Genomic DNA, 15,819 nt, shown 5'->3' on the forward strand with positions numbered 1-15,819 from the left:
GGCCGCCTTCGCCTCATGGTTTTAGAGTTTTAGTTTAGGGCTGAGAAAGGGAAATTATGTCTGCTCCTTCTGGTCATTCGGGTTCGGGCGCGATTATTGCCGCGCTGGGTGCGAACCTGGGTATTGCGGTGCTGAAGTTTTTGGCTTTTGCGCTGACTCGTTCTTCGTCGATGTTGGCGGAGGCTATTCACTCGGTGGCTGACTCGGGTAATCAGCTTTTGCTTCTTCTGGGCGGTCGCGCTTCGCAGAAGCAGGCTGATGAGGAGCACCCGTTTGGTTATGGCCGTAACCGCTATATTTACGCGTTTATTGTTTCGATTATTATCTTTGCCCTGGGTGGCTTGTTCGCTCTGTATGAGGGTTATGAGAAGCTGCATGACCCGCACGGTATTACTGAGTGGCAGTGGGTTCCGGTGGCTGTTCTGGTGGGTTCGATTCTGCTGGAGGGTAATTCGTTCCGCGTGGCGGTGAAGGAGTCGCGTGATCTGAAGGGCAAGCAGAGCTGGATGCGTTTCTTGCGTACTTCGAAGAACCCGGAGCTTCCGGTGCTTCTGCTGGAGGATGCGGGTGCGTTGCTGGGTCTGATTTTCGCGCTTTTTGGCGTGGGTCTGACTCTGTTGACCGGTAATGGTCTGTGGGATGCGTTCGGCACTCTGGCTATTGGTGTGCTGCTGGTCTTTATCGCTGTGTTCCTTGCGGTGGAGATGAAGTCCCTAATTTTGGGTGAGGCTGCTTCGCCGGAGGATTTGGCGAAGATTCGTGCGGCGATTGAGGACGGCGATAGCGAGCGCATTATCCACATTAAGACTGTGCACCTGGGTCCTGAGGAGATTCTGGTGGCGGCAAAGATTCGTATTCATGATGCTGATACTGGTCGTGCGGTAGCTGATGAGATTGACGCGGCTGAGGTGCGTATTCGCGAGGCTGTTCCTGCGGCGCGCATCATTTATCTGGAACCGGATATTTTCCGGGCCTAGCTCTAGGAGATTTTTGTTATGACCGTTGAGATGATCGTTTATCGTTTGCTAAAGATTTTCGTTGGCCTGATCATTCTTTTGGTGTACCTGCGTCTGACTCACCGTTCTCAGGCGGGGCACCAGACCCCGATTGACACCATTGGTAATTTTGTCATCGGTGGTGTGTTCGGTGGCGTGTTGTACAGCGAGCAGATTAGCCTGTTCTACTTTGTCATCTACATGGTGTTTACGCTGTGCATGATTCAGCTGCTGAACGTGGCGACCACGAAGATTCGTTTTCTGCATATGGCGGTGCGTGAGCAGCGCGTGCCGGTCATTACGGATGGTGATATCGATATTAAGAGCTTCCAGCAGGCAGATGTGGTTCTTGATCCGATGCGCCTGATTGCTGACCTTCGTGCGCAGGGTATTTACGACCTGGAAGACATTGAGTTCGCTCAGATTGAACCGAACGGTGCGCTGAGCGTGATCCGTAAGGGTGACGGTGTGCCGAACTTTGCTCTGATTGTGAAGGGTAGCTTGGTCACTCGCGATATCGCGGATGCGCACAAGACCGAGGATTGGGTGTACCTACAGTTGCGTGCCGCTGAGGTCGAGCTTGAGGATGTCTTCCTCATGGAGTTCAAGAACGGTAACCGCCTTCTGATTCTGCTGAATGACGGCACTAATATTCGCCGTGAGGTGGCAGAAGCCTCGAATATGAATGATGAGGAAGAAGAGTGGCAGGAAGGCGTGGAGGAAGCTCCTGAGCCTGAGGATACTGAGGATGCAGAGAAGGAAGTAGCGGAGCACGCTGCTGAAGATGCGCATCCGATGAAGGATTCTAAAGCGTAGAAGAAGGTAGAGAAAGATGAGTGAAGTGTCGCCCTCGTTTGAGGTTCAGGTGGTTGGCGCCGCCGTGGTCGATTCTTTGGTGGCTCCGACCCGTATGCTGGTGGCTCAGCGTTCTGAGCCGCAGACTGTTGCCGGTATGTGGGAGTTCCCGGGCGGTAAGGTCGAGCCGGGGGAGAGCTTCGAGCAGGCGCTGGTGCGTGAGCTGAAAGAGGAGCTGGGGGTGCAGGCGCGTTTGGGTGCTGAGGTGCCCGGCGCGTACCCGCAGGGTTGGCGTCTGAGCGAGCGTCTGGCGATGCGCGTGTTCTTCGCGGAGATTCTTTCGGGTACTCCGGATACTTTGGAAGATCATAGTGCTCTGCGGTGGATGCCGTTGCCGAAGTCTAAGGATGACACGCAGGCGCACGATGACCTGCTGGGTTTGCCGTGGATTCCGGCGGATTTGCCGATTGTGGAAGCGCTCCTGCAGCAGCTGCAGGACACTGGCACTGGTGAGGCGTAATCCTGGTGCTGTGGCGCTAAGACTCTGCGTTAGTTCTCAGCGTTAGTTCGTTGCGAGGCTAATTCGCCGTTGTGTGACACGTTCGCGGCGGTAACAGGATAAATTTTCTCTATCTTTTGTGACACTGTTTGAAGGCGGGATTCCCTGTGGGGAGTCCCGCCTTTATTCATATTTTGAGGGTGATTTATGCGCCAGGTGATTCTGACTTGTGTATTTGTTGGGGAGGGGATTTTGTCATATATGGGTTCGACACGGATACATACTTTGGAAACCAATCGGTAGGCGGGTAGTATTGAGGGAGAAATCACATACGTATTGGGAGACAATGATGACTGCTCAACCCCCGTTTGATCCGGGTGCCTACCGCTCCGACGCGGTTCCCTCGGACACTCAAGCTATTTATATTCAGGAAGGCGGCGCTGAGCCGCGCGGAATTCTGTTCCACTCGCCGACCAAGCACCCGAAGATTCTGCGTCTGCAGGAGATTATGATTGTCTCCGCGCTGCTCTGCTTGATCCACGGTGTTATTTCCTCGTTCGCACCGGATAACCTGTCCCCGCTGAAGGGTCTGCCGGAGTTCGGCGTTGCAGGCGGTATCGGCCTGCTGGTTGTTTCTGCGGTTGTGTACATTTGGGTGTACTTCACAATTCAGAAGGGCAAGCGTCTGGGCCTGACTGTTGGTCTGATTTTTGCGATTCTGGGTGCGTTCGTGGCGATTCTGTCTCTGATTGGTAATGTCATTGACGCTCAGCGCTACGGCTTCGTGCCCCTGTACGCGGCATGGTTCATTGCGAACGTGCTGTGGATTCGTGCTTCTTTTGACCCGGCTGTGAAGCAGGCTCTGAAGTAGAAGTACCCTCTTCAACCCTGTTGTTGAAAAGATATACTCTAGAACGCCCGGATGGACTATCCGGGCGTTCTGCTGTTTGCGCTTCCTTCTCTGGTCTAAAATGGATAGGATATGCGCCCGTCGCCTTACCCCTGTTCCGCACCCTGTGTGGGTAGCCGGGGGAGAGCAGACGGTGCTACCTAAGGTGTATAACGAGCCAGCCGGCATAGTGCCGGTGGTATGCAGAGAAGAGTGACAATGACCGATTCCGTGCAGGAACACGAGGGTCTTAACGGCCCGGCTCAGGTTCTCGCCCGCATTGCGCAGGTTCTGGAGGAGAACCCCGAGAACGGTTTGGACGCTATCCGTGAGGCTTTTGAGGCTGAGCGTGAGCGCGCCCGCCAGGAGATTCGCGAGAAGGCTAAGGACTTTGACAGCCTCAAGGAGGTGCGCCTGAGCTTCTTCGGTGAGAAGGGCATCATGAGCATCGCTAACCGCCAGATGCGTGATCTTCAGAACCAGCACAAGGGCCCGGTGGGTAAGCTGATGGGTCAGGCTCGTGCGGCGCTGACTGAGGCTATTGAGGCTCGTACCGCTGAGCTGGAGGCTGAGCGTGAGGCTCGCATCCTGGCTGAGGAAGCTGTGGACGTTTCTGCTGCTTCGCCTCGCCGTTCCCTGGGCGGCCGCCACCCGATTGCTCTGATGCAGGAGCGCCTGACTGATATTTTCGTCGGTATGGGTTGGGAAGTTGCTGACGGCCCGGAGCTGGAGTCTGAGTGGTACAACTTTGACGCTCTAAACATTAAGCCGGATCACCCGGCACGCGAAATGCAGGACACTTTCTACGTTGAGCCGAAGAACGCTCACCTGCTGCTGCGCACTCACACGTCGCCGGTGCAGATGCGCTCGCTGCTTTCGCGTGATTTGCCGCTGTACATTGTGTGCCCGGGTCAGGTGTACCGCACCGATGAGCTGGACGCGACCCACACCCCGGTCTTCCACCAGATTGAGGGCCTTGCCGTGGATAAGGGCCTGACCATGGCTGACCTGAAGGGCACCCTGGAGTACATGGCACGCGCCATGTTCGGTGAGGACGCTAAGATTCGCCTGCGCCCGAACTTCTTCCCGTTCACTGAGCCTTCCGCTGAGCTGGATTTGTGGCACCCGAACGCTAAGGGCGGCCCGCAGTGGATTGAGTGGGGCGGCTGCGGCATGGTGAACCCGAATGTTCTGCGTGCTGCGGGTATTGATCCTGAGGAGTACTCGGGCTTCGCTTTCGGTATGGGTATTGAACGTACCCTCATGTTCCGTAACAACGTCGCTGACATGCATGACATGGTTGAAGGCGACATCCGTTTCTCTGAGCAGTTCGGGATGGAGATCTAAATTATGCGTGTACCCCTGTCATGGCTGCGCGAGTTCGTGCCTGTAGCCGAGGATGCTTCGGCTGAAGATTTGATGGCAACCCTGGTGAAGGTTGGCCTGGAAGAAGAAGACGTTCACCGCCCCTCTGATGAGCTGTCCGGCCCGATTGTGGTTGGCCAGGTGCTCTCTATGGAGCCGGAGACCCACTCGAACGGCAAGACCGTGAACTGGTGCCAGGTGCGTGTGGTTCCGGAGGGCCAGGAGCAGACTCTGACCGGTAAGGGCATTGAGCCTTCCGGCGTTCAGGGCATTATTTGTGGTGCCCACAACTTCAAACCCGGCGACAAGGTTGTTGTGACCCTGCCCGGTGCTGTTCTGCCCGGCGGTTTCGAGATTACCGCTCGTAAGACTTACGGTCACAAGTCGGCTGGCATGATTGCCTCGACTCGTGAGCTGGGTATTGGCGATGATCACGGCGGCATCCTGGTGCTTTCGACCCTGGGCCTGGACCCGGAGCTTGGCACCGACGCGATGGAGCTGCTGGGCCTGTACGATCAGGCTGCTGAGGTGAACGTGACCCCGGACCGCGGTTACGCGTTCTCTCTGCGCGGTATTGCTCGCGAGTGGTGCCACGCTACCGGTTCTTCCTTTGAGGATTTTGTGCTGGCGTACGGCGAGCGCGCCCCGGAGGCGAACGAGTCCGGTCACCCGGTTTCTCTGCGTGATGAGGCCCCGATTCACGGTAACCCCGCATGCACTCGTTTCGTGATGCGTGAGGTGTCGGGCGTGAAGGCGGACGCGCCGGTTCCGACCTGGATGTCTTCGCGTCTGCGTCTGGCGGGTGTGCGCTCGCTGTCGCTGCCGGTGGATATTTCGAACTACGTGATGCTGGAGACCGGTCAGCCGCTGCACTTCTACGATGCTGACAAGGTTCAGGGTGAGATTGTGGTGCGTCGCGCCGCTGCTGGCGAGAAGCTGGTGACCCTGGACGGTGTTGAGCGTACTCTGCACCCCGAGGATATTGTTATTGCTGATGATTCCGGCGTGATTGGTCTTGCCGGTGTGATGGGTGGCGCCTCGACTGAGGTGACCGATTCGACCACCCGCATTCTGGTGGAGTCTGCTCGTTTTGATGAGGTGTCGGTGGCTCGTACTGCTCGCCGTCACAAGCTGATTTCTGAGTCTTCGAAGCGTTTTGAGCGTGGCGTGGATCCGCAGATTCAGGCTGCTGCCGCTCAGCGTGCGGTTGAGCTGCTGGTTGAGCTGGCTGGCGCTCAGGTTGAGCCGGGCGTGACCGACGTGTCCCTGGGCTACGAGCCGGTCGTGATTGACCTGCCCGCTGATTACACTGCTGGTCGTATTGGCGTGGATTACTCGCCGGAGCAGATTGAGTCTTGCCTGCGTGAGATTGGCTGCTCGGTGGAGCGTACCGAGTCTGGTTACGCGGTGACTGTCCCGTCGTGGCGTACTGACCTGCGTGCGAAGGAGGACCTGACTGAGGAAATCGCACGTATTGACGGTTACGAGAACATCCCCTCGACTCTGCCGGTGGCTCCTGCGGGTCGCGGTTACACTCCGGAGCAGGCGGGTAAGCGTCGTGCGCTGAACGCGCTGGCTGCTTCCGGTCTGACTGAGGTGTTTGCGTACCCCTTCGTGTCGGCTGATGCGAATAACCTGTGGTCGGCTCCGTGGGCGAGCACCCCCGAGAACCCGGTGACTGAGGTTCCTTCGATTCGCCTGGAGAACCCGATTTCTTCGGCTGAGGGCTGGATGCGCCGCTCGCTGCTGCCGGGTCTGGTTGAGGTTCTGAAGCGTAACCTGTCTCGTGGTTTCAAGAACTTGGCTATTTTTGAGTCGGGTCATGTGTTCATTCCGGGTGAGCAGCTGGGCTCCGAGTCTATTCCGCCGCTGGGAGCTCGCCCCTCGGATGAGGTTCTGGCTGATCTGAATGCCGGTATTCCGCAGCAGCCCACTTTCATTGCTGGTCTGTTTGTAGGTACTGAGCACGAGGCGATGCCGGGTGCTACTCCGCGCGCTTACGATTGGCGTGACGCTCTGGACGCTGTGCGTCTGGTTGCTGATGCTGTTTCGGCTGAGATTCAGGTGCGTAACGGTGTGCATACAGCGTTCCACCCGGGCCGTGTGGCTGAGGTTCTGAACGCTGCCGGTGAGCGTGTTGGTTTTGCTGGTGAGCTGCACCCGAAGCTTCTGCAGGAGCTGAACCTACCTGAGCGTACCTGCGCGTTTGAGTTGGATTTCTCGGCGCTGTTTGCTGGTCGTGTTGAGGCGCATCAGGCTACTCCGGTGCTGACTTTCCCGGCTGCTACCCAGGATGTGGCGCTTCTGGTGGACCGCGATCTGCCTGCTTCTGAGGTGGAGCGTGTTCTGCGTGAGGGCGCTGGCGAGCTGCTGGAGGACATCCGCGTCTTTGATGATTACCGCGGTGTCGGTATTGATGAGTCGAAGAAGTCTTTGGCGTTTGCTCTGCGTTTCCGCGCGCCGGATCGTACGCTGACTGCTGATGAGGCATCGGCTGCTCGTGAGGCTGCTGTGGCTGCGACTGTTGAGCAGCTGGGTGCGGAACCGCGTGTCTAACCGGGTCTAACCCTAAGGCGTAATGCCTAGTGCTGACGGGGTGGGAGTTGTTGGCTCCCACCCCGTAGCTTTTGGCGTTGCGTGGTGGGTTTACCTGTTGGGTTGGTTTATGAAGCGTTGATAAGCGCTTTCAGTGGTGAACTCATGTGGTTATGGGTACCCTAGAAGATAGATGAAGTGAGGGAGAGAGTAATGGCTAATCGAGAGAACTCGCGCGAACAGGATGAGCTGTCGCAGTCTACTGAGGTCGAAGAAACCTACTTTGAGGATTCTGAGTACGAGGATTCTGAATATGAGGAGTACGACGAGTACGAGGATTACGACGATGAGGAAGAGAACTCCTCCCTTTTCGCGATGAGTGAGGAAGAGCTGGATGACCGCCCGGGCGTAAACTGGCTGTCGGTTCTTTCTGCTGCTGTCGCGGTTATTCTTTCCATTGTTTTGGCTATTGCGGGTGTCCGTGCTTTTGCGTCGGTGAATAATAACGCCGAGTATGCCGGTAAGAGCTGGGTCATTCAGGGCACCTACCAGGATTTGACTCCTGACCTGATTACGAAGGGCAATGTTGCTCGTTATAAGGGCAACTTGCCGGCTGATGACGCGCTGAACGGTAAGACGTATGTGTCGAACCTGAAGGATAAGTATCAAGTGACTTCGGGTGCTCCGATTGAGTTCCGTGGTTCGCAGACTGGTGACGTTCCTTCGGAGTTCCCGCGTGAGGTAGACGGCCTGTTGGTGGAGAAGGGCGGCACTCTTGAGGTCGTCTACACCGCCGAGAAGGGCACGTTGAAGCCTGTGACTGAGGACAGCGTGAACGCCGAGCGTTTTGCCGGTATCGCAAGTATTGTTGGTGCGGTGCTGGTGCTTCTGCTGGGTCTGGGTTTTGCTGTGTGGCTGAACCGCCGTTCGCGCGATGTCGAGTATGAGGACCTGGATGGTCTGGTGGAGGATGAGCGCTAGGCGTTCTGAGTCCTGAGGATTCACCTCGAAGTTTTGTTGAAGGAGCCTGTTTCTGGCGCACATGATGTTGCTGGAGGCGGGCTCCTTTTTCGCGCTCGCCTACCGGAGGTCTCTTGACCGGCGCAGCGCACCAGTCCACAATGTTCTTGCACGCTATGCATTCATTGTGAGGTTATGCGCCCGAATGTGTAGATACACGCTACATTCGCGGCATTTTGCGTGACAGTTGGTGAGATAAACCCTGAAATTTCCCCCATATCTTGGAATAATCCATATTTGGTGCGCATATTTATGTGCATATGTATTATCTTGGGTAGTAAAGAATGTCGCGCTGCGCCACCGTTGGGCAGCTCCGTTCTGAATTCGTGATTGGCACCGTAGGAAGAAGAGATATTATGCCTTTCCCCTCGACCAAGATCGCGCGTCAGGCACGCATCGTTGAATTGCTGCAGACCCGACGTGTCCGCTCCCAGGCTGAACTGGCGCAGTACCTGGCCGATGATGGTATGAAGGTTACTCAGGCGACCCTTTCCCGTGATCTTGTTGAAATTGGCGCTGAGCGCATCCGTGATGAAGGCGCTGGCTTGATTTATGCTGTGCCGAATTATCCTGCTCGTCGTGGCGGCGGTACTGCACCTGATGCCCGTATGATTTCCCTGTTTAAGGAACTGCTGATTACCGCTGAGGGTTCGGCAAATATTACGGTTCTGCGTACTCCTCCGGGTGCTGCGCAGTTCTTGGCGTCGTCTATTGATCAGGGCGGTCTTGAAGCGATTATGGGCACTATTGCCGGTGACGATACGGTAATAGTGATTACTCGTGACCCCAATGGTGGGGCTGCGCTTGCCGAGAGCTTCTTGGATTGGTCTGCTGCTCAGTAGTAGCTGGGGCGTATCTTGCGCTGTTCTTCTGATATTTCGGGGGGAGCGGTTGAAGGTACGCCCTTCTGCTGTCTTCGGGTTCTTTGCCGGGCTTCTAGCTCGTCTTCTCCTTTTCTAGATATACCGATTTTTCTGTGGTGAGAGTTTTCTATCATGTCTGAAATACACGATTCAGCGAACAATATTGCCTACCTTTTGGCTGAGGCTGCTTCTGGTTCGGGGGCTAAGACAGCTTTGGCGATTCCGGCTTCTGAATCTGCTGATATGCGGGTGGTGAGCTACGCGCAGTTGGCGTCTGCGGCCGCGCAGGTTCAGCGTCATTTGGCGGCGCTCGGTGTTGAGCGTGGTGACCGTGTGGCGTTGTCTATGCCGAATGTGGCGTTGATGCCTGCACTGTATTACGGCATTGTGGCTGCGGGTGCGATTTGTGTTCCGTTGAATCCGCTGTTGTCGGGTGCTGAGCTGGAGTATCATCTGCGCGATAGCGGGGCGAAGGTGCTTTTTGCGTTTGCGGGTACTCGTCTGGCGTCGGAGGCATCCTCGACGGTGCTGGTGAAGAACGGTTCGGTTCGTTGCGAGATTTTCACCGGGGGAGAGGGCTCGCCGGTGGCTCCTTTTGACGTGCCTGCCGATAGCGCGCTGTCGGCTACTGATTCGTCGGATGCTGTTCTGGAGCCTGTCCCGGTGGCGGCGAGCGACCCGGCGATTATTCTGTACACTTCGGGTACGACGGGCAAACCGAAGGGTGCGACGCTGACCCACGCGAATATCCTCTCGAATGCTCGTAGCTGCGTGAGCGTTTTTGGTTTTACCGCTGAGGACGTCATTTTTGGTGGCCTTCCGCTGTTCCACGCGTTTGGTCAGACGGTGTCGATGAACGCGGCGTTTGCGGCGTCGGCTACGGTGGCTTTGCTGCCGCGTTTTACCCCTGATGGTGCGCTGAATCTGATTGAGAGTGCTGGGGTGTCGGTGTTGGCTGCGGTCCCGAGCATGTATGTGTCGTTAGCGGCGGCGCTGGAGGCTGAGCCTGAGCGTGCGCGCTCGCTGCGTGGTCGCATCCGCTTCGGTATTTCGGGTGGTTCGCCGCTACCTGCGCCGGTGCATTCTGCGTTGAAAACGCTGATTGAGTGCCCGGTGTATGAGGGCTACGGTTTGAGTGAGACTTCGCCGGTGGTTTCGTTTAACCAGGCGGAGTTTGGCATGGTGCTCGGTTCGGTGGGTCGTGTTCTGCCGGGCGTGCAGGTACAGGTCCGTTGTCCGCAGGGTTCCGAGTGTGCGCCGGGTGTGAGCGGTCAGCTGTGGGTACGCGGCGAGAATGTGATGGCTGGCTACTGGAATAATCCTGCGGCTACTGCTGAGGTTTTTGACGGCGAGTGGTTTGCGACCGGCGATGTTGCGCGCGTGGATGAGCAGGGCAATATTTTTATTGTGGACCGTATTAAGGACATGGTTCTGCGTAACGGCTATTCGGTGTATCCGCGTGAGATTGAGGATGTTCTCTATACCCATGAGCAGGTGCAGTCGGTAGCTGTGTTGGGCGTGCCGGATGAGCGTGTGGGTGAGGAGGTTGTGGCCGTGGTGATGCCGCGTCCGGGTGCTGATGAGGGCGTGCTGCAGGTGGAGTTGAATGCGTTGGCGCGTACTCGTTTGGCGGCGTATAAGTATCCTCGCCGCTACGTGATGGTGGAGAGCATGCCGCTGGGGCCGACCGGCAAGATTCTTAAGCGTGACTTGCGGGTTGTGATTCAGAGAGGCTAATCCCGGCAGATGGTTCTTGTCGCTCATCTGAGGACAAGCGCGGGTGAAGAGGGTAGAATTTTGTAGGCGGCTTCTACCGCGTTATTGTTCCCGGGTGTTTTTTTCGGGACTATCCCCTTCACGAAAGAGAGAGCATGAGCGTTCCCGCTTCTGAGGCTTCGCGAACCCCTATTGAGCAGTTGATTCCGGCTGCTTGTGCTACGATTCCGAATTACCCGCACGAGGGTATCCTCTTTTACGATGTGACCACTCTCTTCGCTAATGCTGAGGTGTTCAAGGCGTGCATTGATGAGCTGGCTACTCGTTTTGAGGGTCAGTTTGATGTGGTGGCTGGTGTTGAGGCTCGCGGTTTCTTGCTGGCTTCTGCGCTCGCGTACGCTACCGGTACCGGCGTGATGACGGTTCGTAAGGCGGGTAAGCTTCCGCGTGAGACGTACCGTGAGGAGTATGCGCTGGAGTACGGTAGCGCGGCGATTGAGATTCACTGTAATGATTTCGCTCCGGGTACTCGTGTGCTTCTGCTGGATGATCTGCTGGCGACTGGCGGTACCCTGGTGGCCGCCGCGAAGCTGGTGGAGCGTGCGAACCTGAAGGTTGCCGGCGTTGGTGCTCTTCTGGAGCTGGAGGGTCTGGGCGGTCGTGAGGCGCTGGACGGTTACCGTCTTGAGACGCTGAGCTTGGTGTCTGAGTACCCGCTGCCGTCGAAGTAGTTTTATAGAGTTTGAGGCGTACCGCCGTTTGGGTGTGTGTAGCCGATATTGATGAGGGGTGCCCCGCCGGTTGAGCCGGTGGGGCACTTTTTTGTGGGGGTAATATTTCTGCCCTTCGGAGCCTGTCCTGTAAAATAGTGACCCGTATTTTTGGGTGTCTGTCGCACCCTGTCTTTGAGACACCATAGGTTTAAGGAGCTTACGTGTCATCTGAATCTTTACCCCAGCAGTCTGCTGATTCTTCGGCGGCTGAGAAGCTGTTTGCTGAGCAGATGGCTGCGGAGCGTGAGTATGTCGCTCGCGTGTATGCTCGCCTGGATGAGCTCCGTGATGAGACGGCTGAGAAGCTGGCTGCTGTGCGTAAGAATCAGGCGGTGGGCGGTCATCAGAACCGTTCGGAGCGTGACTCTTTTGCTACTCACTATGAGGATCGTTTGGCCCAGCTGAATGCTGTGGATTCTCGTCTGACGTTTGGTCGACTGGATATGGACCGTGAGGGCGCTGATGCGGTGCGTTATATCGGTCGTATTGGTATTACGGATAGCAATCAGCAGCGTCTGCTGATGGACTGGCGTGCCCCGGAGGCGGGTACGTTCTATCAGGCGACTGCTTTCCACTCGATGGGTGTGCGCCGCCGCCGTCACCTGATGCTTGAGGGCCGCACTGTCGTAAATATTGAGGATGAGGTCTTCGATTCGGAGATGCTGCAGGATGAGGACACCCTCCACGGTGAGGGTGCTCTGCTGGCGGCGTTGAATAAGAAGCGTACCGGCCGTATGGGCGATATTGTGGCGACGATTCAGGCTGAGCAGGATGCGATTATCCGCTCGGAGCTGCCGGGTGTGCGTGTTGTGCAGGGTGGTCCCGGTACCGGTAAGACTGCTGTGGCTCTGCATCGTGCGGCGTACCTGCTGTACACGAACCGTGAGCGCCTGTCGAAGGCTGGCGTGCTGGTGGTTGGTCCGTCGAATTCGTTCATGTGGTACATCGAGCGTGTGCTTCCTTCGCTGGGTGAGACCGGCGTGGTGATGGCTTCGTTGGCGACCCTGTACCCGGGTCTGCGTGCTGTGCCTGAGAAGGACCGTGCGGTTGCCGCGTTGAAGGGCGATTTGCGCATGGTGAAGGTTATTAAGCGTGCGGTGGCGGCTCGTCAGAAGGTGCCGGCTCAGGTTCAGCGTCTGAATGTTGAGGGTACTGATGTTGAGCTGACTCCGGAGATGGTTCGTTCGGCTCGTTCTCGTGCTCGTTCGACGGGCAAGCCGCATAATGAGGCTCGTGAGACGTTCGTGAAGATTCTGTTGAAGGAGCTGACCGCGAAGCTGGATGATCAGCTGAACCGTGCGGCGGGTCGTGTGGTGGAGCGTCCGTATCTGCAGGATGATGTGCGTGCTTCGATGGATGTGCGCCGTGCCTTGAACCTGGCGTGGATGCCGCTGTCGCCTGAGACTCTGTTGCGCTCGCTGTTCTCGAAGCCGCACTATCTGGAGTCTGCGACTCGTGAGTTGTCGAAGGCTGAGCGTGAGCTGCTGGCCCGCCCGGCGGATGCCCCCTTCACGGAGGCTGATGTTCCTCTGCTGGATGAGGCTGCTGAGCTTCTGGGCGATTTTTCGAAGGTGACCGGTGCGGCTGCTGCGGCTCGTGCTGCGGCGGAGCATCGTGCGAACCTTGAGAATGCGGCGAAGGCTTTGGAGAATGTTCACCAGTCGCTGGAGGATATTGGCGCTGATGGCGTGATTACTCCTGAGCAGATTGCGATGATGAATGAGGTTCGTGGCGAGCGTATGACTGCTGCGGCTGCGGCGTCGGCTGATCGTACCTGGGCGTATGGCCATATTGTGGTGGATGAGGCTCAGGAGCTTTCACCCATGCAGTGGCGTTTGCTGATGCGTCGTTGCCCGATGAAGTCTTTTACGATTGTGGGCGATATTGCTCAGGCGTCTTCGGCTGCGGCTGCTTCGTCGTGGTCGCAGGCGTTGGAGCCGTTTGTGGGTGAGCGTTTCACTCTGGAGGAGCTGACGATTAATTACCGTACCCCGGCTCAGATTGCTGAGGCGGCGGTATCGGTTGCTCAGGCTGCTGGTTATGAGGTGTCTGCGCCTCGTGCGGTGCGTGAGGGCCAGTGGCCTCCGCAGGTGCATGAGGTTGCCGCCGAGTCTGTTGTGGAGCAGACCGTGTCCGTGGTCAGTGAGGAGGTCGCTCATTCGGGTGGTGCTCTGATTGGTGTGGTGTGCCCGCCGAGCCTGTATGTTCAGACGGCTCAAGCTGTGGCTCGTGCTCATGCTGATCGTACGGGTACCGCGCAGACTGCGTTGGAGAATCAGGTGCTGGTTCTGACTCCGTGGGAGGCGAAGGGCCTGGAGTTTGATGTTGTGGTGATTGTTGAGCCGCAGCAGCTGATTGATGATGCTGATGGTGCTGTGGGCGACTTGTACGTGTCGATGACTCGTCCGACTCAGCGCCTGCACATGGTGGGTTCGCGGATGCCCGCGGGTCTGTAGCCTTGCGGCTCGTGTAGCCTCTATCTGTTATTTCTTTGAGCCGGTGCCGCACCGGTTTGGGCGCTCGCTTGGGTTTTTCTGAGCGTTTGTGCCGGTGCGGTGCTAGGCTTGTTACATATTTTGTTCGAGCGCCTTCGGGCGTTGTTACCTTGTGAATGGGAGAAGCATGTCTGCCGAGATCCTCAACGCGCAGCATAATGACGATACCTTCGAGAATATTTGGCAGGAGCTGAAGTGGCGCGGCCTGGTGCACGTGAGCACTGATGAGGCTGCTTTGGAGAAGGCGCTGAGCGAGGAGAGCCTGACTTTCTATACGGGTTATGATCCGACTGCGGCTTCTTTGCACCTGGGTCACTTGGTGCAGCTGCTGGTGATGCGTCGTCTGCAGCTGGCCGGTCACAAGCCGCTGGGTTTGGTGGGTGGTTTCACCGGTTTGATTGGTGATCCGCGTCAGACGTCTGAGCGTGTGCTGAACTCTCCTGAGGTTGTTGCTGAGTGGGTTAAGTCTCTGCGTGCTCAGATTGAGCGTTTCCTCTCTTTCGAGGGTGAGAACGCAGCCCGCATGGTGAATAACCTGGACTGGAGCGGTCAGATGTCTGCTCTGCAGCTGCTGCGCGATGTTGGTAAGCATTTCCGCGTGGGCACCATGGTGAAGAAGGAGATTGTTGCGAAGCGCCTGAACTCTGATGAGGGCATTTCGTACACCGAGTTCTCGTACCAGATTCTGCAGGGCTTGGACTTCTTGGAGCTGAACCGTCGTTTCGGTTGTACTCTGCAGACCGGTGGTTCTGATCAGTGGGGTAACCTGACGAGCGGTACCGAGCTGATTCGTAAGGTGGAGGGTAAGAGCGTTCACGCTATTGGTACTCCGCTGATTACTAACTCTGATGGCACTAAGTTCGGTAAGAGCGAGGGTAACGCTATTTGGCTGAACCCGCAGATGTGCTCGCCGTACGCTTTCTACCAGTTCTGGCTGAACACTGCGGATGCGGATGTGCTGGATCGCCTGAAGGTCTTCACCTTCCTGACTCGTGCGGAGATTGCAGAGTACGCTGAGAAGGTTGAGAAGGAGCCGTTTAAGCGTGAGGCTCAGAAGACTCTGGCGTACCTGGTGACTTCGCTGGTGCACGGCACCGAGGCTACCGATCAGGCTGTGGCTGCTTCGGAGGCTCTGTTCGGTAAGGGCGATTTCGCTGCTCTGGATGAGGCTACCCTGGAGTCTGTGATTGCTGAGCTTCCTTCGGCAAAGCTGTCTGAGGACCGTCTGGACATGATTTCTGTTCTGACTGAGCTGGGCTTTGCGAAGTCTAACTCTGAGGCTCGTCGCATTCTGAAGGAGGGCGGCGCTTCGGTGAATGGCGTGAAGGTTCAGGGCGAGGACGCAGCTATTTCTAAGGATGATCTGCTGCACGGTCGTTTTGCGATGGTTCGCCGTGGCAAGAAGAACCAGGGTGCTGTAGAGCTGATCTAGTACAGAGCTGATTTAGTCTTCTCGATACATATAGATGGGGAGGGGTTCTTCTCTGCTGAGTGTTTAGTGCTGAGTGTTCGGTGGGGGAGCGCCCCTCCTTTTCTGTTCCCTATATACACAGAGCCCCTCCGTCAGGAGGGGCTCTTCTTGTATCGTTCTGCTGCCCTCTGTCTTGTATCGTTCTGCTACCCTCTGGCTCTGGGGTTTCTTGGTTTGTCTTTGTTGGCGAGGGCTTTGGGCGCCTTTCGACCCTGTTTTGGGGCTCCAGCGAGGGGAATTCGCAGATTTTTGAGGTTTCTAGAAGTTTTTTGAAGATTTTTTAGCACCCATAAAACGCACTGACTAGGCTGTTTGATGTTTGTGAGGGTGTTTGAGACCCTTTCAAGGCCCTGTTTGTGTCCTAGTTCACTCTATTTCGGGTTGCAGACCTATTTCGGCATCT

The 15,819-nt window shown here is 56.8% G+C and carries 12 protein-coding genes; all 12 read left to right on the top strand.

The features are described from left to right. Nucleotides 1–56 precede the first annotated feature (56 nt). The 12 genes from HMPREF2836_RS01340 to tyrS all read left to right on the top strand — a co-directional run bounded on the left by HMPREF2836_RS01340 (nucleotide 57) and on the right by tyrS (nucleotide 15,377). Complete coding sequence (locus HMPREF2836_RS01340; RefSeq protein ID WP_005507873.1) at nucleotides 57–977, top strand: cation diffusion facilitator family transporter; 921 nt, start codon at nucleotides 57–59, stop codon at nucleotides 975–977. Nucleotides 978–995: 18 nt separating this feature from the next. Then, the gene (locus HMPREF2836_RS01345; protein WP_049345309.1) at nucleotides 996–1,811 is read left to right on the top strand and encodes a DUF421 domain-containing protein; all 816 of its coding nucleotides are present in this window, start codon (nucleotides 996–998) and stop codon (nucleotides 1,809–1,811) included. A gap of 16 nt (nucleotides 1,812–1,827) precedes the next feature. Continuing rightward, complete coding sequence (locus HMPREF2836_RS01350; RefSeq protein WP_070629141.1) at nucleotides 1,828–2,310, top strand: (deoxy)nucleoside triphosphate pyrophosphohydrolase; 483 nt, start codon at nucleotides 1,828–1,830, stop codon at nucleotides 2,308–2,310. 328 nt (nucleotides 2,311–2,638) lie between these two features. After that, complete coding sequence (locus tag HMPREF2836_RS01355) at nucleotides 2,639–3,160, top strand: hypothetical protein (RefSeq protein ID WP_049338512.1); 522 nt, start codon at nucleotides 2,639–2,641, stop codon at nucleotides 3,158–3,160. A 237-nt stretch (nucleotides 3,161–3,397) separates the two neighbouring features. Continuing rightward, nucleotides 3,398–4,525 carry a phenylalanine--tRNA ligase subunit alpha gene (gene pheS / locus HMPREF2836_RS01360; RefSeq protein WP_070594156.1) on the top strand — a complete coding sequence of 376 codons (1,128 nt, stop codon included), beginning with the start codon at nucleotides 3,398–3,400 and terminating at the stop codon, nucleotides 4,523–4,525. Nucleotides 4,526–4,528: 3 nt separating this feature from the next. Beyond that, entirely contained in the window at nucleotides 4,529–7,099 is a 2,571-nt protein-coding gene (gene pheT, locus HMPREF2836_RS01365; protein ID WP_070629143.1) for a phenylalanine--tRNA ligase subunit beta, read from the top strand. Nucleotides 7,100–7,291: 192 nt separating this feature from the next. Then, nucleotides 7,292–8,059, top strand: a complete 768-nt coding sequence (locus HMPREF2836_RS01370) for a hypothetical protein (RefSeq protein WP_049345348.1) — start codon at nucleotides 7,292–7,294, stop codon at nucleotides 8,057–8,059. Between the two features lie 395 nt (nucleotides 8,060–8,454). Next, complete coding sequence (locus tag HMPREF2836_RS01375) at nucleotides 8,455–8,940, top strand: arginine repressor (protein ID WP_049345349.1); 486 nt, start codon at nucleotides 8,455–8,457, stop codon at nucleotides 8,938–8,940. 153 nt (nucleotides 8,941–9,093) lie between these two features. After that, entirely contained in the window at nucleotides 9,094–10,698 is a 1,605-nt protein-coding gene (locus HMPREF2836_RS01380; RefSeq protein WP_070629145.1) for an AMP-binding protein, read from the top strand. A 134-nt stretch (nucleotides 10,699–10,832) separates the two neighbouring features. Continuing rightward, nucleotides 10,833–11,408 (top strand): adenine phosphoribosyltransferase, encoded by a 576-nt coding sequence (locus HMPREF2836_RS01385; RefSeq protein ID WP_005507865.1) that lies wholly within the window; start codon nucleotides 10,833–10,835, stop codon nucleotides 11,406–11,408. Between the two features lie 203 nt (nucleotides 11,409–11,611). Continuing rightward, a complete protein-coding gene (locus HMPREF2836_RS01390; protein WP_070629147.1) occupies nucleotides 11,612–13,906 on the top strand; it encodes a HelD family protein in 2,295 nt (764 codons plus the stop codon). Between the two features lie 166 nt (nucleotides 13,907–14,072). Then, complete coding sequence (gene tyrS / locus HMPREF2836_RS01395) at nucleotides 14,073–15,377, top strand: tyrosine--tRNA ligase (RefSeq protein ID WP_070629149.1); 1,305 nt, start codon at nucleotides 14,073–14,075, stop codon at nucleotides 15,375–15,377. Nucleotides 15,378–15,819 lie beyond the last annotated feature (442 nt).

It is taken from the genome of Rothia sp. HMSC065C12 (genome assembly GCF_001812085.1).
GTDB lineage: Bacteria > Actinomycetota > Actinomycetes > Actinomycetales > Micrococcaceae > Rothia > Rothia mucilaginosa.